Source organism: Agromyces sp. NPDC057865, from assembly GCF_042796995.1.
In the GTDB taxonomy this organism is placed as follows: domain Bacteria; phylum Actinomycetota; class Actinomycetes; order Actinomycetales; family Microbacteriaceae; genus Agromyces.
This window is the reverse complement of sequence record NZ_JBHVMJ010000001.1, coordinates 270,579-291,909: the sequence shown is the minus strand read 5'-3', so window position 1 is coordinate 291,909 and position 21,331 is coordinate 270,579. Positions and strand designations below refer to the sequence as shown.

Genomic DNA, 21,331 nt, shown 5'->3' with positions numbered 1-21,331 from the left:
GTCCCATTCGTGCGACGGATCTCACGACGTGAACACGGCGTAACAGAATCCGGCGGGTGCTGGCCGATGTCGCCGGGCGGACGTAGCCTGAGCCGGTGCCGCAGAGGCGGCCGACAGGTGGGGAGGCAGCGATGAGCGACGACACGGGTCCGACCCTGGCGGACTGGGAGCTGGCCGAGATCGAGCGCGCGAACGCGTCCGATCTCACGCCCGTGGTGTTCGTGCACGGGCTGTGGCTGCTTTCCAGCAGCTGGCAGCCGTGGCGCGACCTGTTCGAGGACAACGGCTTCGTCACGCTGGCCCCCGGCTGGCCCGACGACCCGGCCACCGTCGCCGAGGCTCGCGAGCATCCCGAGGTGTTCGCCCGCAAGATGGTGCAGCAGGTCACCGACCACTACCTCGACGCCATCTCCCGGCTCGACCAGGCGCCCGTCGTCATCGGCCACTCCTTCGGCGGCCTCATCGCCCAGAAGATCGCGGGCGAGGGCGCCGCGGCCGCGACGGTGGCGATCGACAACGCGCCGTTCAAGGGCGTACTGCCGCTGCCCGCCTCGTCCCTCAAGTCGGCGGCCCCGGTGCTGTCCAACCCCGCGAACGCCAAACGCGGCGTCGCGCTGACGTTCGAGCAGTTCCAGTACGGCTGGGCGAACGCGCTCGACGAGGCCGAGGCCCGGCACCTCTACGACACGTTCCACGTGCCGGCGGCCGGCGCCCCGCTGTTCCAGGCCGCGTTCGCGAACTTCAACCCGTTCGGCGGCGAGACCGCCGTCGACTCGAAGAACCCCGAGCGCGGGCCGATGCTCATCATCGGCGGCGAGGAGGACCACACCGTGGCGCCCGCGATCTCGCACGCGAGCTACCGGATCCAGTCGAGGAACCCCGGCACGACCGAGGAGATCGTCATGCCGGGGCGCGGACACTCGCTCACGATCGACTCGGGGTGGCGGGCGGTCGCCGACGAGGCGCTGGCGTTCGTGCAGCGGTTCATCCAGTAGCCGCACCCGCTGCCGCGTACGATCGGTCGCGGGGGTGGTTCGCGATGTCGGGAATCAGGGGTTCGGCGATGCGGGGCCGCGTGGCGGCATCCGTCGCAGTGATGCTCGGCGTGGCCCTGGGCGGCTTCGGCCTGACGGGATGCACGGCGTCGGGCGGCTCGAGCGGCGGGGATTCGTCGGCGCTGCCGCCGGTGATCGTCGACCTCGGCGATGTCGACGGCACGACCGTCGAGGTGCCCGAGGGCGGATCCGTCGACCTGACCGGCGACGACGAGACCTACACCGACTGGACGGCCGACATCGCCGATCCGTCGGTGGTGGAGTTCGTGCCCGGCCGCGACGACGGGAGCGCGCAGTTCAACCCGGGACTCACCGCGAAGTCGGTGGGGACCACCGAGGTGACGCTCGACAACAGCGAGAGCGGCGACTCCGTCACGTTCACCGTCGACGTCGTGCCGAAGTCCGACGACTACTGACGGCTGACGCCCGTCTCCGGGCGTCGCGGCGGAGTCAGCCCAGCAGCAGGTTGCGCAGCTGGTCGGTCGAGTGAACGACCGCGATCGTGTCGGCGGCCTCGGCGGGGGACCCGTAGCCCCACTCGACGAGGATCGTCGGCACGCCGTTCGCGGCGGCGCCGAGCGTGTCGTAGCCGCGATCGCCGACCATGACGGCGTTCGAGGTGTCGATGCCCTTGGCCTGCAGGCGGCGCAGGGCCTCGCGCACGACGTCGGCCTTGGTGCTCAGCTCCTCGTCGTCGCTCGCGCCGGTGATCTCGGTGAAGTACTGCGACAGCCCGGCGTGGTCGAGCACCTGGCGGGCCATCGACTCGGGCTTGGAGGTCGCGAGGGCGATGGGGATGCCGGCGGCGTGCAGCCGCTCGAGCAGCCCGGCGACGCCGGGGAAGACGGGGGAGCGCAGGAAGTGCTCGCCGTAGTGGTCGCGGTAGACGTTCAGGGCCTCCCACGCTTCGGCGTCGTCGAAGCCGGCGGTGAGGCGGAGGCTGTCGAGCAGCGGGGGGCCGACGTAGGAGCGCAGCACCTCGTCGGAGGGGACGTCGAGTCCGAGCTCGGTGAACATGTGCGCGAGCGACGCCGTGATATCGGCGGCCGAGTCGACGATCGTGCCGTCGAGGTCGAACAGCACCGTCGACCAGGTGCGCGTGGGCGCCAGGGTCTGGGTGGGCATCGTGGAAGTCACCGTGTCATCCTACGGGTGCAAACCCTGAGTCATTCTCAGGTACGGAGCCTCGTTCGGCGATCGTGATGTATGCGAGTGCATGGGATCCGCGTGTTTCCGCGCCTTGTGCACCACCCTGCGAATCCGCTGAAACGTCTCAGAACAATCTCGCGTGCCCGCTGTCGATACCGCGCATGGCGTCGTAGTCGAGCACGACGCAGCGGATGCCGCGGTCCTCGGCGAGCGTGCGCGCCTGGGGCTTGATCTCCTGCGCGGCGAACACCCCGCTGACGGGCGCGAGCCGGGGGTCGCGGTTCATGAGCTCGAGGTAGCGGGTGAGCTGCTCGACACCGTCGATGTCGCCGCGGCGCTTGAGCTCGACGGCGACCGAGGCGCCCGTGGCATCCGTCGCGAGGATGTCGACGGGACCGATCGCGGTCATGTACTCGCGGCGCACGAGCCGGTGGCCCTCGCCGAGGAGCTCGATCTGCTCGGCGAGCAGCTGCTGCAGGTGGGCCTCGACGCCGTCCTTCTGCAGGCCCGGGTCGATGCCGAGCTCGTGCGCGGAGTCGTGCAGCACCTCGTGGATCGACACGACGAGCTGGTCGGCGGTCTTCTTGTGCGTGACCCTCCAGACCTCGACGATGCCGGCCTCCTGCTGCTCGTCGTCGGGCGCGACGGCCTCGAGCGTGCACGGCGGGCTCATCCAGTTGAGCGGCTTGTAACTGCCGCCGTCGGAGTGGACGAGCAGGCTGCCGTCGCCCTTCACCATGAGCAGTCGCGTCGCGAGCGGCAGGTGGGCGGAGAGCCGCCCCGCGTAGTCGACGGAGCAGCGGGCGATGACGAGGCGCACCTGTCGAGTGTACGGCGGGGCGCCGACCCGCTCAGCCCTGCGCGCGGCTCGGGCCCGCGGCATCCGTGACCGCGCCCCGATCATGTGCGCAATTCAGGTGCGGAGGCGTGTCACGCCATCGCTCGCCGGCGTGTCGTCGCGACGCGCCGGGTGCGCACCTGAATTGCGCACGTCGTCCCGGTCGGGAGGCGCGAGACGAGCGGCGGACGCTGCGGGGCAGCGGTCGGCGACGGATGCCACGCGCATCAGTTCCGAGCCGGCGCGGATGCCGCGGTGGGTCGCCCGCGCCTCAGCCCTTGACGCGCGCCCGCGGCCCCGACTGCTCGCGCGCTGCCGGCGCCGCGATGCCTGCGAGCACCATGAGCCCGAGCAGCACGAGGAGCGCATTGAGGATGCCGAAGTGCTCACCGAGGAAGCCGAGGAACGGCGGGCCCGCGAGGAACGCGCAGTAGCCGATGATCGCCACGGCGCTCACGCGCGAGGCGGCGAGCCGACGGTCGGGCACGTCGGCCGCCGCGGACATGCCGACCGGGAAGCCGAGCGAGCAGCCGATGCCCCAGAGCACGGTGCCGAGGATGAGCGTCCACGGCTCGGTGCTGAAGATGAAGAGGGAGAGGCCGACGACGCCGATCGCGGCGAGGGCCTGCAGCATCCGCACGCGCCCGAAGCGGTCGATGAGCGGGCCGCCGACGATGCGCGCGCCGGTGATGGCGATCGTGAAGACGGTGAACACGGCCGCGCCGATCGTCGCGTCGTAGCCGTGGCCGTCGACGACCGCGAGGGCCAGCCAGTCGTTGGCGCCGCCCTCGGCGAACGACATGCCGAGCATGACCACGCCGATGAGGAGCAGGCGCACGTCGGCCCAGACCGCGAGGCTCTCGCGCAGGCGCTGCGACAGCGGCACCTTTGGCGCGTCGGGGTGCGGGCCGTCGCCGAGCTCCTCGCGTACGGGCACGTAGCGCACCGCGACGATGACGCCGCCGACGATGAGCAGTGCGATGACGCCGAGGTGCGCGGCGACCGCGATGCCGAGGGCGGATGCCGCGGCGGCGAGTCCGGCGCCGGCGACCGTGCCGAAGCTGAAGAACGCGTGCATGAGCGGCATCAGCGTCTTGCCGATCTCACGCTCGGCCTCGGCGCCCTCGACGTTCATCATCACGTCGACCGCGCCGTTGCCGAAGCCGAAGAGGAAGAGCCCGATCACGACGAGCGGTACGGACGGCAGCAGCGAGCCGCCGATGCCGACCGACACGAGGCCGACCGACACGGTCACGAGCACGCCGATCATGCCGGCGCGCGCGCCGACGCGGGCCATCAGCCACGGGGCGGCGATGAGGCCGAGCACGGCGCCGATCGATCCGCCCATGATGACGAGCCCGACGCCCTGCGTGCTGAGCTCGGTGAAGTCGCGCACGGCGGGGAGGCGCGCGACCCAGCTCGCCATGCTGAGGCCCGACAGGAAGAAGACCGCGAAGACCGCGTTGCGCCAGGCCGTGAGCTCGCGGCGGGGGCGGGGGGCGTCGGTGCCGTCGTTCGAGCCGGTGCCGTCGGTCGAGCCGGTGCCGTCTGGGCGCGTGGTGGCGCGCTCGTCGTCGGCGGGCACGGATGCCTCGGGGCGCTCGGCCAGCACGGATTCGTCGTCACGGTGTTGCGACATCACTGCCTCGTCGTCGAAGGGGCCTCGTCGGGCCGGATGCGGGAAGGAGTTCGACCAGTCTAGTCGAATCGATTCGATTTGCCAATACCAAATTGCGTTCGGATTTGAGGAGCGGTCGATCGGGGGTGATTGGCGCGCAGGATGCCGCGAGTCACCCCGAATCGCGGAGCGTCCGCGTTCGGGCGGCGAAACCGCGTGACTCGGCGCTCGATGCGGCGCGACATGCATCGAGTCACGTGTTTCCGTCGCTCGCTGCCGGGCCAGGCGACGACTTCTCGTGACTCGACGATGCCGGATGCCGCGAGCGCCGCGCCGCCGCATCCCCTCGCCATTCGCCAGCACCACCGGCCACACCCGCACGGGCCACGACCCCGCCCCGGCGTCATCGACTCGCGCCCGCGATTACGATGAACGGGTCACCTCGACGTGCGTCGTGACCCTCGGCGCACGAGCCCGGCGCCGGCCCACCCCGCAGGCGCCCGTACGAAGAAGGCATCGCCGATGAAGGCCCTGTACAAGCCCGCGCCCGCAGCGGGACTCGAACTCGTCGATCGACCCGAGCCCGAGACCGGGCCCGAGGAGGTCAAGATCCGGGTGCTCCGCACGGGCATCTGCGGCACCGACCTGCACATCGAGCAGTGGGACGACTGGGCCGCGTCCGAGATCCGCACGCCGCTGATCCCCGGCCACGAGTTCTACGGCGAGGTCGTCGAGGTGGGCGACCTCGTCCACGACGTCTCGGTCGGAGACCGCGTCTCGGGGGAGGGCCACATCGTGTGCGGCATGTGCCGCAACTGCCGCGCCGGGCGCCGCCAGATGTGCATCCGCACCAAGGGCCTGGGCCTGCACCGCGACGGGGCGTTCGCCGAGTACGTCGTGATCCCGGGCGAGAACGTCTGGGTGCACCACGCCGACGTCGACCCCGAGGTCGGCGCCATCTTCGACCCGTTCGGCAACGCGGTGCACACCGCCCTGGCGTTCTCGGTCGTCGGCGAGGACGTGCTCGTCACGGGCTGCGGGCCCATCGGCCTCATGTCCATCGCGGTCGCGCGCCACGTCGGCGCCCGCTTCATCGTCGCGAGCGACGTGAGCGCGGCGCGGCTTGAGCTGGCGCTCGCGATGGGGGCGGATGCCGCGGTCGACGTGTCGCGCGAGCGCATCCGCGACGTGCAGCCGCGCCTCGGCATGCGCGAGGGCTTCGACGTGGGCTTCGAGATGTCGGGCTCGGCGAAGGCGCTGCCCGAGATGATCGAGAACATGAACCACGGCGGACGCATCGCGCTGCTCGGCCTGCCGAGCGAGCCCTACGCGATCGACTGGGGCAAGGTCGTGACCCACATGCTCACGCTCAAGGGCATCTACGGGCGCGAGATGTTCGAGACGTGGAACTCCATGAGCGCGATGCTGCAGACGAGCGCCGAGCTGCGTTCGCGCGTGGCATCCATCATCAGCGACCGCTACCCGGCGCACGAGTGGCGGGCGGCGTTCGACGCGGCCGCGTCCGGCGGCGTCGGCAAGGTCATCCTCGACTGGACGGAGGTCTGAGCGTGTACGGATCGGTGAAGGAGCAGCTCCGGGCGGAGCTCGACGAGATCGAGGCCGCCGGGCTCACCAAGCGCGAGCGCGGCATCCACGGACCGCAGTCCTCGGAGATCGAGGTCGCCGGCCGCGACGTGCTGAACTTCTGCGCGAACAACTACCTCGGCCTCGCGAACGACGAGCGCATCAAGGATGCCGCGCGCCGCGGCCTCGACGACTGGGGCTACGGGCTCGCGAGCGTGCGGTTCATCTGCGGCACGCAGGAGCTGCACCTCGAGCTCGAGCGCAAGGTCTCGGGCTTCCTGGGCTACGACGACACGATCCTCTTCTCGTCGTGCTTCGACGCGAACGGCGGCGTCTTCGAAGTGCTCTTCGGACCGGATGACGCGATCATCTCCGACGAGCTCAACCACGCGTCGATCATCGATGGGATCCGCCTGTCGAAGGCGCAGCGGTTCCGCTACCGCAACCGCGACATGGCCGACCTCGAGGCGAAGCTGCAGGAGGCATCCGGCGCGCGCCGCCGCGTGATCGTCACCGACGGCGTCTTCTCGATGGACGGATACATCGCGCCGCTCCAGGAGATCTGCGACCTCGCCGAGCGGTACGACGCGCTCGTCTTCGTCGACGACTCCCACGCCGTCGGGTTCGTCGGCGAGCACGGCCGCGGAACGCCCGAGTACTGCGGCGTCGAGGGCCGGGTCGACATCGCGACCGGCACGTTCGGCAAGGCGCTCGGCGGAGCATCCGGCGGCTACGTCGCGGCCCGCCAGGAGATCGTCGACCTGCTGCGCCAGCGCGCGCGGCCGTACCTCTTCTCGAACACGCTCGCGCCCGCGATCGTGTCGGGCACGCTGCAGGCGATCGACCTGCTCGAGTCGTCGGGCGAGTTGCGCGAGCGGCTGAAGGCGAACGCGGCGCTGTTCCGGTCGCTGATGACGGATGCCGGTTTCGACCTGCTGCCCGGCGAGCACGCGATCGTGCCCGTCATGTTCGGCGACGCCGCGCTCACCGCCCGCATCGCCGCCGCGCTGCAGGAGCGCGGCGTGTACGTCACGGCGTTCAGCTTCCCCGTGGTGCCGCGGGGGCTCGCTCGCATCCGCGTGCAGCTCTCGGCGGCGCACTCCGAGGACGAGATCCGCCGCTGCGTCGAGGCGTTCGCCGCGGCGCGCGACGAGGTGATGGCCGCCGCCTCGTGATGGTGACGGATGCCGCGACGCGACGTCGTGGCATCCGATGGGGCCGATCGAAGGGAGCCGACCATGTCCGAGGGATTCGTCGCGACGTCGACGATCACGATCGATGCGCCGCGCGAGCGCGTCTGGGCGGTGCTGACCGACCCGGTCGCCACGCGCGAGTTCATGTTCGGGACGACGCTCGAGACCGACTGGACGGTCGGCGGGCCGATCCGCTGGCACGGCGTCTGGGAGGGGCGCGAGTACTCGGACCACGGCGTGATCGTCGAGTGCGAGCCCGGGCGGCGGCTCGTGAACACCCACTTCAGCCCGCTGAGCGGCGACGCGGACGTGCCCGAGAACCACCACACGCTCGCGTGGACGCTCGAGGACGCCGGCGACGGCACGGTGCTGACGCTCTCGCAGGACGGCAACCGCACCACCGAGGCGCGCGACCACGCCCAGGGCATGTGGGACTCGGCGCTCGCGAAGCTGAAGGAGCTCGCCGAGCGCGAGTGAGCATGCGGGCGGAGGGCGCCCGCGAGTCGAGAACGGCGGAGATACGATCCGACACCCCGGCCGGGGCCTCACTCCACCGGCGCGCCGGATCGTATCTCCGCAGGATTCGACGCTTCGCCGCGCCCGAGCCGCGCCTTCCAGCCGGGATCGAATCGATTCGGCCTACAATCAGGGGCGAAGGCCGGTTCCGCCGGCCGCCGAGGAGCGACCAGACCCATGACCGAGACCGCAACGCGTCCCACCCTCGCTGACGTCGCGGCGAAGGCCGGCGTCTCCGCGTCGACCGCGTCGCTCGCCTTCAGCGGTTCCGGCCCGGTGTCGGATGCCACGAAGGAGCGCGTGCTCGCCGCCGCCGCCGAGCTCGGCTATGCCGGCCCCGACCCGCGGGCGCGCTCGCTGCGCCGCGGCCGCTCGGGCATCGTCGGCGTCGTGCTCGAGGAACGCGTCCGCGCGGCCTTCCTCGACCCCGTGAAGATCCAGATGCTCGACGGCATCACCGAGGGCATCGCGCCGCTCGGCGCCGGCTTGCTCCTGCTCACCGACACGGGCGAGGCGGGCGGCAACGCCGTCGGCATCGAGTCCGCGCCGGTCGACGCGGTCGTGCTGATCGGCTGCAGCCCGCGCCTCGGGCACTCCGTCGACGCGCTCCGCCGTCGCGGCATCCCGGCGGTCGCCATCGAGGGCGACCCCGGCGAGGACGTGCCGCAGATCTCCATCGACAACCGCGCCGCCACGCGTCGCGGCGCCGAGCACCTGCGAGAGCTCGGGCACACGGATGTCGCGCTCGTCACGCTCCCGTTCGACGCCGCCCGCACGCGTGGCCCGCTCACCTCGACGCTGGTGGACTCGAGCACGGCCGACACCGCCACGGAGCGACTCCGCGGTGCGCGCGAGGTGTTCCCCGACGCGACGGGCCGCGTCACCGCAGCGAGCTCGATCGAGGAGGGCCTCGAGGCCGGACGCGCCCTGCTCGCCGACCCGTCGCATCGCCCGACGGCGATCCTCGCGCAGAGCGACCTGCTCGCCGCGGGCGTGATCTGGGCGGCCGAGGAACTCGGTATCGCGGTGCCCGCCGAGCTCAGCGTCGTGGGCTTCGACGGCATCCGCGTCGACGGACTGCAGCACGACCTCACGACGCTCGTCCAGCCGTCGGTCGCCAAGGGCCGCGCCGCGGGCGAGGCCATCGTGCGCCTGCTCGACGGCGAGCCCGGCCAACCCGCCGAATCGGTGCAGTTCACGAGCACGCTCCACGTCGGCAGCACGACGGCGCCGCCGCGCACCTGAGCCCGGACCGGGCAGGCGCGGGAGTCGCCGCACAGCCGCGTCAGCGGTGGCGCCGCGTCGTACCAGGGCCACGGCGCGCGATCGAACGGACGCCGGCACGCGTTTGCATGAGAATCGGCCCACTGGGTCCGTATACGGGCGCATGACCCGGAATCTCATGCATTTCGCGAAGGCCCCGCACGGGGACGTCCGCCTGCCGGGCACACGGAAGGCGCTACATTCGGCACATGCTCGAAGGCTTCCTCGGCTGGCACCTCGTGATCGTGGGCGCCGTCGTGCTCGTGCCCGTCGCGATCGTGACGCTCGCCGTCGTGCTGCTGCGCCGATTCAGCCGCAACTGACGCGGACGGTTCGTAACTCAGGGGAATCCGCGAACTGTGCCTCCGTGCGGGACCCACATCCCCGAATCGCCTGAGTTGCACAGTGCCCGCAGGCGCCGCGCCGCGCCTCAGGCCGTGGCGCCGACGACCATCCAGCGCGTGCCGCGTGCCCGCAGCGACAGCGTCACCGCGCGCGCCGCGAGGTACCCGATCGCGAACGACGCAGTGAGCCACGCGAGCGAGGCCGCGCCGGGGAGGCCCGCGGCATCCGCCCACCAGACCGTGCCGAGCGCCAGCGGCACGAACGCGGCGAGGTTCACGAGGCCGGTCCAGGCGAGGTAGCGGGCGTCGCCCGCGCCGATGAGCACCCCGTCGAGCACGAAGACGAGCCCCCCGAGCGGCGCCGACAGCCCGAGCACGACGAGCGACGGCGGCAGGAGCGCCGCCACCTCGGGCGACGACGTGAACAGCGCCGGCAGCACCCACGCCGTCGCGATCACCACGGCGCCGAGCACGACGCCCGAGCCGATGCCCCACTGCACGCAGCGACGCAGGACCGCGCGCACCTGCTCGACGTCGCCCGAGCCGAGGCCCTTGCCGATGAGCGCCTGCGCCGCGATCGCGAGGGCGTCGAGCGCGAACCCGAGCGTGAAGTAGATCGTGATCGCCACCTGGTAGGCCGCGAGCTCGTCGGACCCGAGTGAGGTCGCCGCCCACGTCGCGAGCAGCAGCGCCACGCGCAGGCTCGCCGTGCGCAGGAAGAGCCAGCCGCCCGACACCGCTCCGCGCAGCACGCCGGCGTGATGCGGCCACGGACTCGCGCCCACGCGGCCGACGTGCCGCGCGACGACCACGAGGTACACCGCGACCATGCCCCACTGCGCCACGACCGTGCCGATGGCGGACCCGGCGATGCCCCAACCGAACCCGTAGATGAAGAGGGCGTTGAGCGCGATGTTCACGGCGAAGCCGATGCCGGCGACCCAGAGTGGCGTGCGCGTGTCCTGCAGGCCGCGCAGCAGGCCGGTGGCCGCGAACACCACGAGCATGGCCGGCAGCCCGGCCATCGAGATCGAGAGGTACGTGGATGCCGCGGCCGTGACCTCGGCGGATGCCCCGAACACCTCGACGAGCCACGGCGTCGCCGCCCAGCCGGCCAGCGCGAGCACCGCGCCGAGCCCGAGCGCGAGCCAGAGCCCGTCCACTCCGGATGCCACGGCACCGCGCTCATCGCCGGCGCCCAGTCGGCGCGCCACCGACGGCGTCGTCGCGTAGGCGAGGAACACCATCAGCCCGATGATGGTCTGCAGCACGGCGCTCGCCAGGCCGAGCCCGGCCAGCGGGGTCGCGCCGAGGTGTCCGACCATCGCGGTGTCGGCGAGGAGGAACAGGGGCTCGGCGATCAGGGCGCCGAGCGCGGGAACGGCGAGTCGGAGGATGTCGCGGTCGACCGCGCGGCGGGAGAGGGTGGTGCTCATGTGCTCTCGAGCCTAGGCGTCGGCGCCGACAGCCGGGCGGGGCGTCGGGCGACAGGCGGATGTCGAGGACGAGACGCTCCACCGACCGCGTGACGGCGACCGACGCCGAGCTCTGCGCTCGAATCGTGCGCCGACGACGAAATCCTGCGTGGGGAAACGCAATCATCTGAAAACGGATGCATTGGAACCGCTTTCCTCGATACGTTGATGCGAGGTCGGCCTTCGGGCCGCGAGCGGCACGACGAGGTGCCGCTCGCTCGTCTGCGGGCGTCGATCGCTGCGAACAAGATACGAAACGCACGAGTACAGAGAGGGCACCACCGATGAGTACATCACCCACACCCGTCCGATGGCGCAGACGAGCGCTTGCGGCGGCCGGAGCACTCGTGCTCGGGACGTCGCTGTTCGCCGCCACGAGCGCGAGCGCCGAAGAGGACGACCCACGCGAGGGCCTTGCGCCGGGGTATCACGACGCGGGAGAAGCGATCAGCAACCTCGATGTGCTGGCGAAGCTGCCTCGCGTGGCGCCGTTCGACGCGGCCCCCGGCAACTTCGGCTTCGTGAACTCCGACCTAGCGTTCACGGGCGACCACGCGATCGTCGGCAACTTCAACGGGTTCCAGGTCTACGACATCTCGGACCCCGCGGAGCCGACCCTGCAGTCGTCGTTCGTGTGTCCGGGCGGCCAGGGCGACGTCTCCGTCTACGGCGACCTGCTCTTCATGTCGGTCGAGGAGACGCGCGGCCGCATCGACTGCGGCTCGCAGGGCGCCACCGGCACGGTCAATCCCGATCGGTTCCGCGGCGTGCGCATCTTCGACATCAGCGACATCTCCAACCCGGTGCAGCTGCCGGGTGTGCAGACCTGTCGCGGATCGCACACGCACACGCTCGTGACCGACCCCGACGACCCGAACAACGTGTACATCTACAACTCGGGCACCTCGGGAGTTCGGCCGGCCGCGGAGCTCGCGGGCTGCGAGAACGCCAACACGAACACGCAGACGCCGGTCACGTCGGGCAACCCGACCCAGTGGCGCATCGACGTCATCAAGGTGCCGCTCGCGGCGCCCCAGACGGCGGCGATCGTGAGCCAGCCCCGCATCTTCACCAACCCGGCGACGGGCGCCTTCAACGGGCTGCAGAACACGCCGACCGGCACGCTGCACCCGAGCGGCACGGCGTACAGCCCGTTACCGAACACCAACACGTGCCACGACGTGACGGCGTTCCCCGAGATCGGGCTCCTCGCGGGCGCGTGCCAGGGCAACGGCATCCTCGTCGACATCTCCGATCCGGTGAACCCGGTGCGCCTCGACGCGGTCGCCGATCCGAACTTCTCGTACTGGCACTCGGCGACGTTCAACAACGACGGCACCAAGGTCATCTTCACCGACGAGTGGGGCGGCGGCACGTCGGCTCGCTGCCGGGCGACCGACCGTCCGGAGTGGGGCGCCGACGCGCTGTTCGACATCGTCGACGGCAAGATGGTGTTCCAGAGCTACTACAAGCTCCCGGCGGTGCAGACCGTCCAGGAGAACTGCGTGGCGCACAACGGCTCGATCGTGCCGGTGCCGGGTCGCGACATCATGGTGCAGGCCTGGTACCAGGGCGGCGTGTCGGTGATCGACTTCACCGACACCGCCGAGCCGGTCGAGATCGCATACTTCGACCGCGGGCCGATCGACGAGCCGAACCCGAGCGGGATCAACCTCGGCGGGTATTGGTCGACGTACTGGTACAACGGCAACGTGCTCGGCAGCGAGATCGCGCGAGGCTTCGAGAGCCTGGCGTTCACGCCGAGCGAGCACCTGTCGGCCAACGAGATCACCGCTGCGGGGGAGATCCAGCTCGACGAGTTCAACGCCCAGCTGCAGTCGAAGCTCGTGCACGACCCGAGCTTCGCGGTGGTGCGGTCGTTCGTCGACCAGGCCGAGCGTGACGGCAGCCTGAGCGGCAACGCGCTCAAGCAGGTGCGCAAGTCGATCGACCAGGCCGAGAAGCTGTCGGCCGGCGGATCGGCGAGCGCCAACGCGGTCGCGACGCACCTCGGCAACGCGGCTCGAACGTCGGGCCAGCCCGCCGATTCGAACCTCGTGCAGGCGCTCGACGCGCTCGCTGCCGCGGCGAGCTGATGACCGGGTCCGACTGATCGGATGAGGGGAGGCCGGGCTTCGTGCCCGGCCTCCTTTCACGTGTCGCCGTGACTCAGGACGCGCGCTCCGCGAGCATCGACTGCATGCGGGCGATCTCGATGCCCTGGTCGCCCTCGACGTGCGACGCGAACTGGCCGATCGAGGCCTCTTGGCCGCCACCCGCCTTGTAGAGGTCCTGCACCATCTGCAGGGCGCCCTCGTGGTGCTGGATCATGTACTCGAGGAACAGCGTGTCGAACGCGTCGCCCTTCGCCGCCTCGAGCTTCGCGAGCTGCTCCTCGGTGAGCATGCCCGGCATCTCGTGCCCCGCGCCGTGACCGTCGTGGCCGTTCTCGCGCAGCGGCTGCGCGCGGTCCTGGAGCCAGCGCGCCATCTGGTCGATCTCGTCCTCCTGGCTGACCTCCATGCGCTCGGCGAGCAGCCGGATGTCACGGTCGTCGGTGCGCGCCTTCACGTAGCCGGTCATCACGAGTGCCTGGGAGTGGTGGTCGATCATGTCGAGCATGAACGTCACGTCGGCGTCGACGTGCTCCGGAACCTCGAGCTCCGCGGCCTCCTCGGGCGTGAGCGTGCGGTTCGGCTGGCCGGGAGCCCCCAGCTGCACGACCGGATCGGTCGATGCGGGCTCGCCGCCCACCGTGCACGCGGTCAGGCCGAGTGCGAGCACGACCACCAATCCAAGCCGCAGTGGTCGCCCCGTCGCCGTCATCCCGCTCCCTCGTTCGATGCGCCGGACCGCCGCCGAGCGCCGGTCCGGCGTCGACCCGCGGCCATGCGGATGCACCCCAGTCAACCCGAATTCGGGCGAGATGTCGAAGCCCGCGGCAAACGCATACCGAGCGGCATCCGACGACCCGCTCGCCCGACGGGCACGGCGGCAACCTGCTGCCGAACGTCCGCCCGCGGGCGTATGGTGTGCCCGTGGCCACCCGCAGGCGGGCCGAAGAAGGCCCGGCAGAGCAACTGCGCCGTCGATTCAGACTGCACCCGGCGCAGGTGGTGGTCGTCGGGTTCCTGGGCGCCATCACCGCGGGCACGCTGCTGCTGCTCCTGCCGGGGATGACGATGCGCGGCCGCTCCACGACGTTCGTCGACGCGCTGTTCACCGCGGCATCCGCCGTGACGACCACCGGGCTCAACTCGGTCGACACCGCGACGCACTGGACCTTCCTCGGCCAGCTCACCATCATCGTGCTGACCCAGCTCGGCGGCCTCGGCATCCTCGTGTCGGCGGCGCTCGTCGGCGTGCTGCTCGCGCGCCGTCTCTCGCTGCGCACGCGGCTGAACGCCGCCGGCGAGTTCCGGGCCGAGGGGTTCACCGACCTGCGGCACCTGGTGCGATCGGTCATCGGCATCACGCTGCTCATCGAGGCGGTCGTCGCCGCGCTGCTGTTCCTCCGCTTCGTCACCTACTACGACTGGGACGTCGGCGAGGCCGTCTGGAACGCCTCGTTCACGTCGATCTCGGCGTTCACGAACCTGGGCTTCACCCTGCAGTCCGACAGCATGATGGGCTTCGTGGGCGACCCGTTCGTCTGCCTGCCGGTCTGCGCCGCGGTCATCTTGGGCGGCCTGGGCTTCCCCGTCATCGTGCAGCTCTGGAAGGACTGGCGACGTCCGCTGCGCTGGAGCATGAACACGAACCTCGTGGTCGTGGGCACGATCCTGCTGCTCGTCGGCGGGTGGGCCTACTTCACGGCGGTGGAGTGGTCGAATCCCGGCACCCTGGGCCCGCTCGATCCGGGGACGAAGCTGCTCGCAGGGTTCTTCGCGTCGGTCATGACGAGGTCGGCCGGGTTCAACACGGTGGACATCAACGCCATGACGGGCGAGAGCTGGTTCGCGACCGACGTGCTGATGTTCATCGGCACGGGGCCCGCGAGCGTCGGCGGCGGCATCCGCATCACCACCTTCCTCGTGCTGTTCTTCGTCATGATCGCCGAGTTCCGCGGCGAGGCGCAGGTGAACATCTTCGGCAAGCGGCTGTCGCGCGCGGTGCACCGCCAGGCCATCACGGTCGTGCTCGTCGCCGTCGCCGCGGTCGTCGGGCCCACGCTCCTGCTGCTCCAGCTCACCGAGATCTCGCTCGACCGCATCCTGTTCGAGGTGATCTCGGCGTTCAGCACGACCGGGATGTCGACCGGGATCACGCCCGAGCTGCCCGATTCCGCCAAGGTGCTGCTCGTCCTGCTCATGCTCCTCGGCCGCGTCGGTCCGCTCACGCTCGGCAGCGCGCTCATCCTGCGCGACCGCCGCATCCTGTACGAGTTCCCGAGAGAGAGGCCCGTCGTTGGCTAGACGATCGTTGTTCGGCGACCAGGGGTACACGCGACGCATCGCCGAGGCCGACTCGGTCGCGGTGATCGGGCTCGGCCGGTTCGGCCGGTCGCTCGCGCTCGAGCTCATGGCGGGCGGCACCGAGGTGCTCGGCGTCGACATCCGCGAGGACAACGTGCAGAGCCTCAACGGCCAGCTCACGCAGGTGGTGCGCGCCGATCCGACCAAGCCCGAGGTGCTGCGCCAGCTTTCGATCGACCAATTCGACCGGGTCGTGGTGGCGATCGGCGGCAACCTCGAGGCGTCGATCCTCACGTCGTCGGCCCTGCTCTCGATGGGCCTGCCGTCGATCTGGGCGAAGGCCGACAGCGCGGAGCACGCCGTCATCCTCGAGCAGATCGGCGTGCACCACGTGGTGCAGCCCGAGAGCGACATGGGCCGCAAGGTCGCGCACCTCGTGCGCGGCGCCGCGCTCGACTACATCGAGATCGAGCGCGGGTACGCGATCGTGAAGTCCGCGCCGCCCGAGCGCCTGTGGGGCATCCCGCTCGGCAAGACCGGCCTGCGCAAGGAGTTCGGCGTGACCATCGCGGCCTACAAGAAGCCGGGCGCCGACTGGACGAACGCCGACGCCGAGACCGTGCTCGGTGCCGACGACACGATCCTCATCGTGGGGCCGACGCGCAAGGCCGAGGGGTTCGCGCAGCTGCGCTGAGCGAGTGGATGCCGCGAGGCTGATGCTGGGCGGCGCGTATACGGGTTTCGAGACGCGTCCGGCTCCGCCGGGCGCTCCTCAACCACCGGATCCGGCTCCGCCGGGCGCTCCTCAACCACCGGATCCGGCTCCGCCGGGCGCTCCTCGACCACCGGGTGAGCCCGAGGCTGCGAGTGCGCCGAGAGACGCGCCGTCGGGGCATCCGCCGGGCACCGAGGCCACCGTAGGCTGTGGGGATGACGAAGCTCCCCTCAGGCATCGCGAAGGACGAACTCGACGACGAGGTGCGCCCGCAGGACGACCTCTTCCGGCACGTCAACGGCAAGTGGATCGAACGCACGGAGATCCCGGCCGACAAGGCCCGCTACGGCTCGTTCCTCGTGCTGCACGAGGAGGCCGAGAAGGCCGTGCGCGAGATCATCGAGGAGGCGCAGCAGGCCGAGTCGGGCACCGAGGCCCGCAAGGTCGGCGACCTCTACGCGAGCTTCATGAACGAGCAGCGCGCCGACCTGCTGGGCGCCACGCCCATCGCCGCGCAGCTCGTCGAGGTCTCGCTCGTGAACTCGGTCGAGTCGTTCCTCGACACGCTGGGCCGGCTCGAGCGCCAGGGCGTGGCCGGGCTCGTGCAGCTCTACGTCGACAACGACCCGGGCGACCCCGAGCGCTACCTCGTCTTCGTCGAGCAGGGCGGCATCGGCCTGCCCGACGAGAGCTACTTCCGCGAGGAGCGCTTCGCCGCCGTGCGCACGGCCTACGGCGCGCACCTCGAGCGCATGTTCGCGCTGGCGAAGCTCCCCGACGCCGCCGACCGCGCGGTCCGCGTGTTCGACCTCGAGACCGACCTCGCGAAGGCGCACTGGAACAACGTCGACACGCGCGACAGCGAGAAGACCTACAACCTCTACGCGTGGGCGGATGCCGCGGCCGCGTCGTTGCTCGACCTGCAGGTGTGGCGCGACGCCATGGGCGTGCCCGAGGGCGCGTTCGCCGAGCTCGTGCTGCGCGAGCCGTCGTTCGTGGAAGCGCTCGGCGGCCTGCTCACCGAGGAGCGGCTCGAGGCGTGGAAGGACTGGCTGGCCTGGCAGGTCATCCGCTCGACGGCGGCCTACCTGTCGAACGACTTCGTCGAGGCGAACTTCGACTTCTACGGCCGCACGCTGACCGGCACGCCGCAGATGCGCGAGCGGTGGAAGCGCGGCGTCTCGCTCGTCGAGGGCGCCATGGGCGAGGCCGTCGGCCGCATCTACGTCGAGCGCCACTTCCCGCCCGCGGCGAAGGAGGCCATGGACGACCTCGTCGCCAACCTCGTCGAGGCCTACCGCGAGTCGATCGCGGCGCTCGACTGGATGGGCGACGAGACCCGCGCCAAGGCGCTCGAGAAGCTCGGGAAGTTCACGCCGAAGATCGGCTTCCCCGTGAAGTGGCGCGACTACTCGACGCTCGAGATCGACGCCGACGACCTCGTGGGCAACGTGCGCGCGACCGCGGAGTTCGAGTTCAACCGCGAGCTCGGCAAGATCGGCAAGCCGATCGACCGCGACGAGTGGTTCATGACGCCGCAGACGATCAATGCGTACTACAACCCGGGCTTCAACGAGATCGTGTTCCCGGCGGCCATCCTGCAGTACCCGTTCTTCGACGCCGACCGCGACGCCGCCGCCAATTACGGCGCGATCGGCGCGGTCATCGGCCACGAGATCGGGCACGGGTTCGACGACCAGGGCTCGAAGTACGACGGCGACGGCCGGCTCACCGACTGGTGGAGCGAGGCCGACCGGGCCGCGTTCGAGGACCGCACGAAGGCGCTCATCGCGCAGTACGACGCGCTGACGCCGGCACAGCTCGACGGCGAGGGCGGCGACGATCACCACGTGAACGGCGCCCTCACCATCGGCGAGAACATCGGCGACCTCGGGGGGCTCGCCATCGCTTGGAAGGCCTACCTGCTGTCGCTGGACGGCAAGAAGCCGGCTGCCGTCGAGGGCCTCTCGGGGGCCCAGCGGTTCTTCCTCTCGTGGGCGCAGGCGTGGCAGATGAAGGGTCGCGACGAGGAGGTCATCCGCCTCCTCGCGATCGATCCGCACTCGCCGAACGAGTTCCGGTGCAACCAGATCGTGAGGAACATCGACGAGTTCTACACTGGCTTCGGTGTGACTGACGACGACGCCCTCTGGCTCGATCCGGCCGAGCGGGTGACCATCTGGTAGGCCACCCGGAAGAACCAACCCATCCGACCTTCTCGAGCGCGCCGCTGACCGCGGTGGGGGAGCGCCGACCGTCCGAGGAAGAGCGTGCAATCACCGTGGTGACGTCGTCGCAGAACTCCGAGCGGCGAGCGCGCCACGCGAACATCCGGAGGGGACGACACCGCACGGACGAGCACAACGAGGACTTCACCCGCGGGTTCAACGCGCTTGGCGAACTCGCGCTCGCGGGCGTGCAGGTCTCGGCGCGCGCGACCGACCTCGCCACCGGCAAGGTGCTCTTCTCGGTCGACGACCACGTCGTGATGCCGACCGCGTCGATCGGCAAGGTCCTGCTGCTCGTCGAGGTCGCCTCGCGGCTGGCAGGTGCCACGGCCGAGGCGTTCACGGTGCTCGACCGCGCACCGCGTGACGCGGTCGGCGACTCGGGCATCTGGCAGCACATGCAGTCGCCCTCGCTGCCCCTCGCCGACCTCGCTGCGCTCATCGGCGCCTCGAGCGACAACCTCGCCACCAACGTCCTGATCCGCCACGTCGGCCTCGAGGCGGTGCGCGCCCGCACCGAGGCGCTCGGACTCACCCGAACGGCGCTCCTCGACCTCGTGCGCGACCACCGCGGCCCCGACGACGCCCCGCAGCTCTCGATCGGCTCGGCGAAGGAGCTCACGTGGCTCTTCGCGTCGCTCGCCCGCGGGGAGGTCGTGAGCCCCGAGGTGTCGCAGCGGGTCGTCGGCTGGCTGTCGCTCAACGCCGACCTCTCGATGGTCGCGTCGGCGTTCGGCCTCGACCCGCTCGCGCACCGCATGCCCGACCACGGCGTGCTGCTCATGAACAAGACGGGCACCGACGGCGGCGTGCGCAGCGAGGTCGGCGTGCTCCGCGGCCCGCGTGCGAGCGTCGCCTACGCGGTGTCGATGTACTTCGCCGACACGATGCTCACCTCGCGTCTCGCCGTGCTCGACGGCATGCGCCAGGTCGGGCTCGACCTGCTCGAGTACGTGCACTGAGCCGTCGCGTCACCGCGACGACGACGGGCCCGCTGCCGCGTCCGCGCGCGTCGGGTCCTGCGTGAGCAACGCGATCCCCTCGCGCACCGCCTCCAGTGTCTCGGGCGCCGCGAGCACGCGGAAGTGGCCCGCGACCGGCACCCGCACGTTCGTCGCGCCCTCGAGCGCGCTGCCGTCGGGCACGTGCGGGTCGAACGTGCCGAACACCGAGACGATGCGCGCGTTCACGGATGCCGCGTCCCCGAGCATCACGATCGTCTCGTCGCTGGGCAGCAGCCCCCGGATGCTCGGGTCGGCGAAGAGCCGCGCACGCCGAGCGCCCGCGAACGGCGTGCAGATCGCCACGACCCCGCGCACGCCGAGCGCCTCGCCTTCGTCGTCGATGAGCACGTGCTTGCCGATGAGCCCGCCCTTGCTGTGCGCCACGATCACGCGTCCGGCGGGCGGTGGGGCCGACCTCGCGAGCGCCTTCGCGACCCGCGCGGCGGTCTCGGCGATCGGTCGCCGGTTCGCGCGCATGCCGTGCACGACGACGACGCGATGCCCCGCGGCGTGGAGGGCGTCGCCGAGGGGACGCATGAAGGACCAGTGCTCGTACACGCCCGGCAGCAGCACGATCTGGGGCTTGCCGGGGTCGCCGTGGCGCCATCCGGCCGGCTCGTGCCCGGCGCCGAACACCGCGAGCTGATGCCATCCCGCGAACGCGTAGTCGCGGGCCATCACGCCGAGCGCGGCCGGCACGCCGAGGTGCGGCGCCTCGTCGGCGGGCGCGTCGACCAGCGAGACGGGACGCCCGGCCGGCAGTCCCTGCGCGTGCCGCACGATGAGCTCGCCGACGCGCCGTCCGGCCCGGATCATGGTCTCGTGCCCGCGGCCCGGCACCTCCGCGTAGCGGCCGTCGGGCACGAGCCGCGCGACCTCCTCCGCCCACTCCCGCGGCACGATGCGGTCATGCTCGCCGCGGATGACGAGGGTCGGCGCCACGATCTCGGGCAGGATCAGCTCGATCCTGTGGTCGAGCATCGGCCGCAGGTTCGCCGCGTACCAGCGCGGGCCCGCCTTCGCGTAGAGCGCGATGCCGTAGCCGAGGGCCTTCGGACGCACCAGGGCGATGTCCTGCAGGAACCGCATGGTCTGCTTGCCGAGCGTGCGCTCCCGCGGGTTCACGGTCGGCGCGATGAGCACCAGTCGGTCGACGAGCTCCGGATGCCGCGCCGCCGTCTCCGCGGCGACCTGAGCGCCCGTCGAATGCCCGACGAGCACCGGCCGGTCGATGCCCTCGGCGACGAGCAGCTCCGCGAGGAGCTCGCCCGCGGCCGGCATGCTCAACGGCTCGCGGGGCTCGGGCGCGTCGCCGAAGCCGGGCAGGTCGAGCGCGTGCACCGTGCCCGTCGGTTCGAGCACCCCGGCGAGCTCCGACCAGTAGTCGTGCGCCATGCCGAGTCCGTGCACGAGCACGTAGTCGGGTCCGTCGGGCCGGCCCGACTCGTGGATCACGACGACGTCCTCGCCGCGGCGGAACTCGCGGGTCGGCGACATGACCGCAGTCTAGGCGCGCGTCAGTCGATGACGTCGGATGCCGCGAGCCGACGCAGCACCTCGGCGCCCGCGGGCGGGCAGCGGTCGACATCGGCGGTCGTGACCCAGTGCAGCTCGCCGACCTCCGCCGACGCGGCGGGCGCGGCATCCGTCTCGGCCTGGAACACCCGCATGCGCACGAGCCGGCCCTCGGGCTCGCCGTGCGCCTGCACGACCACCTCGAAGAGCTCGACGAGCGCGTCGGGATCGAGTTCGAGCGCCACCTCCTCGAACGCCTCGCGGGCGGCCGCCTCGGCGGCCGTCTCGCCGGGGTCGATCTTGCCGCCCGGCATGTAGTGCACGTCGCGGTCGCGCGCCGTGACCATGAGCACGCGACGGTCGCGCACGAGCGCGATCGCGGCGACGAGCAGGTCGGGCAGCTGGGACATCCACTCCAC

Annotated in this window: 18 protein-coding genes; 11 read left to right on the top strand and 7 right to left on the bottom strand. The window is 71.2% G+C overall.

The window, feature by feature from the left end:
• Nucleotides 1-131 precede the first annotated feature (131 nt).
• Both ACFVN5_RS01305 and ACFVN5_RS01300 read left to right on the top strand, forming a co-directional pair.
• Nucleotides 132-995: an alpha/beta hydrolase gene (locus ACFVN5_RS01305; RefSeq protein WP_376952830.1), complete on the top strand. Its 864-nt coding sequence runs from the start codon at nucleotides 132-134 to the stop codon at nucleotides 993-995.
• A 68-nt stretch (nucleotides 996-1,063) separates the two neighbouring features.
• Nucleotides 1,064-1,471 (top strand): hypothetical protein, encoded by a 408-nt coding sequence (locus ACFVN5_RS01300; RefSeq protein WP_376952829.1) that lies wholly within the window; start codon nucleotides 1,064-1,066, stop codon nucleotides 1,469-1,471.
• 34 nt (nucleotides 1,472-1,505) lie between these two features.
• Here the strand turns inward: ACFVN5_RS01300 and ACFVN5_RS01295 are convergent, their stop codons facing one another.
• The 3 genes from ACFVN5_RS01295 to ACFVN5_RS01285 all read right to left on the bottom strand — a co-directional run bounded on the left by ACFVN5_RS01295 (nucleotide 1,506) and on the right by ACFVN5_RS01285 (nucleotide 4,681).
• Entirely contained in the window at nucleotides 1,506-2,192 is a 687-nt protein-coding gene (locus ACFVN5_RS01295; RefSeq protein ID WP_376952828.1) for an HAD hydrolase-like protein, read from the bottom strand.
• Nucleotides 2,193-2,328: 136 nt separating this feature from the next.
• Nucleotides 2,329-3,024 (bottom strand): endonuclease NucS, encoded by a 696-nt coding sequence (gene nucS, locus ACFVN5_RS01290; RefSeq protein WP_376952827.1) that lies wholly within the window; start codon nucleotides 3,022-3,024, stop codon nucleotides 2,329-2,331.
• A 289-nt stretch (nucleotides 3,025-3,313) separates the two neighbouring features.
• On the bottom strand, nucleotides 3,314-4,681 hold the full coding sequence (locus tag ACFVN5_RS01285; RefSeq protein ID WP_376952826.1) for an MFS transporter: 1,368 nt from the start codon (nucleotides 4,679-4,681) through the stop codon (nucleotides 3,314-3,316).
• 501 nt (nucleotides 4,682-5,182) lie between these two features.
• On the opposite strand from ACFVN5_RS01285, the gene tdh reads away from it, so the two are divergent.
• From tdh to ACFVN5_RS01265, 4 genes are all read left to right on the top strand, one after another.
• Entirely contained in the window at nucleotides 5,183-6,226 is a 1,044-nt protein-coding gene (gene tdh, locus ACFVN5_RS01280; protein WP_376952825.1) for an L-threonine 3-dehydrogenase, read from the top strand.
• Between the two features lie 2 nt (nucleotides 6,227-6,228).
• Nucleotides 6,229-7,419: a glycine C-acetyltransferase gene (locus ACFVN5_RS01275; protein ID WP_376952824.1), complete on the top strand. Its 1,191-nt coding sequence runs from the start codon at nucleotides 6,229-6,231 to the stop codon at nucleotides 7,417-7,419.
• A 63-nt stretch (nucleotides 7,420-7,482) separates the two neighbouring features.
• Nucleotides 7,483-7,914: an SRPBCC domain-containing protein gene (locus ACFVN5_RS01270; protein WP_376952823.1), complete on the top strand. Its 432-nt coding sequence runs from the start codon at nucleotides 7,483-7,485 to the stop codon at nucleotides 7,912-7,914.
• A gap of 216 nt (nucleotides 7,915-8,130) precedes the next feature.
• Nucleotides 8,131-9,198: a LacI family DNA-binding transcriptional regulator gene (locus ACFVN5_RS01265; RefSeq protein ID WP_376952822.1), complete on the top strand. Its 1,068-nt coding sequence runs from the start codon at nucleotides 8,131-8,133 to the stop codon at nucleotides 9,196-9,198.
• Nucleotides 9,199-9,646: 448 nt separating this feature from the next.
• Here ACFVN5_RS01265 and ACFVN5_RS01260 read toward each other — a convergent pair whose 3' ends face one another.
• The gene (locus ACFVN5_RS01260) at nucleotides 9,647-10,996 is read right to left on the bottom strand and encodes an MATE family efflux transporter (RefSeq protein WP_376952821.1); all 1,350 of its coding nucleotides are present in this window, start codon (nucleotides 10,994-10,996) and stop codon (nucleotides 9,647-9,649) included.
• A gap of 386 nt (nucleotides 10,997-11,382) precedes the next feature.
• On the opposite strand from ACFVN5_RS01260, the gene ACFVN5_RS01255 reads away from it, so the two are divergent.
• Nucleotides 11,383-13,131: an LVIVD repeat-containing protein gene (locus tag ACFVN5_RS01255; protein ID WP_376952820.1), complete on the top strand. Its 1,749-nt coding sequence runs from the start codon at nucleotides 11,383-11,385 to the stop codon at nucleotides 13,129-13,131.
• A gap of 73 nt (nucleotides 13,132-13,204) precedes the next feature.
• Here ACFVN5_RS01255 and ACFVN5_RS01250 read toward each other — a convergent pair whose 3' ends face one another.
• Nucleotides 13,205-13,819, bottom strand: coding sequence for a DUF305 domain-containing protein (locus tag ACFVN5_RS01250; protein ID WP_376952819.1), 615 nt, complete (start codon nucleotides 13,817-13,819; stop codon nucleotides 13,205-13,207).
• A 254-nt stretch (nucleotides 13,820-14,073) separates the two neighbouring features.
• On the opposite strand from ACFVN5_RS01250, the gene ACFVN5_RS01245 reads away from it, so the two are divergent.
• The 4 genes from ACFVN5_RS01245 to ACFVN5_RS01230 all read left to right on the top strand — a co-directional run bounded on the left by ACFVN5_RS01245 (nucleotide 14,074) and on the right by ACFVN5_RS01230 (nucleotide 19,355).
• Nucleotides 14,074-15,450, top strand: coding sequence for a TrkH family potassium uptake protein (locus ACFVN5_RS01245; protein ID WP_376952818.1), 1,377 nt, complete (start codon nucleotides 14,074-14,076; stop codon nucleotides 15,448-15,450).
• Nucleotides 15,443-16,144: a potassium channel family protein gene (locus ACFVN5_RS01240; RefSeq protein WP_376952817.1), complete on the top strand. Its 702-nt coding sequence runs from the start codon at nucleotides 15,443-15,445 to the stop codon at nucleotides 16,142-16,144. Before ACFVN5_RS01245 ends, ACFVN5_RS01240 begins: the two co-directional genes overlap by 8 nt.
• A gap of 236 nt (nucleotides 16,145-16,380) precedes the next feature.
• A complete protein-coding gene (locus tag ACFVN5_RS01235) occupies nucleotides 16,381-18,351 on the top strand; it encodes a M13 family metallopeptidase (RefSeq protein WP_376952816.1) in 1,971 nt (656 codons plus the stop codon).
• 98 nt (nucleotides 18,352-18,449) lie between these two features.
• A complete protein-coding gene (locus tag ACFVN5_RS01230) occupies nucleotides 18,450-19,355 on the top strand; it encodes a serine hydrolase (protein WP_376952815.1) in 906 nt (301 codons plus the stop codon).
• Nucleotides 19,356-19,364: 9 nt separating this feature from the next.
• On the opposite strand, the gene ACFVN5_RS01225 is transcribed toward ACFVN5_RS01230, so the two are convergent.
• On the bottom strand, nucleotides 19,365-20,894 hold the full coding sequence (locus tag ACFVN5_RS01225) for an alpha/beta fold hydrolase (protein WP_376952814.1): 1,530 nt from the start codon (nucleotides 20,892-20,894) through the stop codon (nucleotides 19,365-19,367).
• Between the two features lie 20 nt (nucleotides 20,895-20,914).
• Entirely contained in the window at nucleotides 20,915-21,322 is a 408-nt protein-coding gene (locus ACFVN5_RS01220) for an NUDIX domain-containing protein (protein WP_376952813.1), read from the bottom strand.
• Nucleotides 21,323-21,331 lie beyond the last annotated feature (9 nt).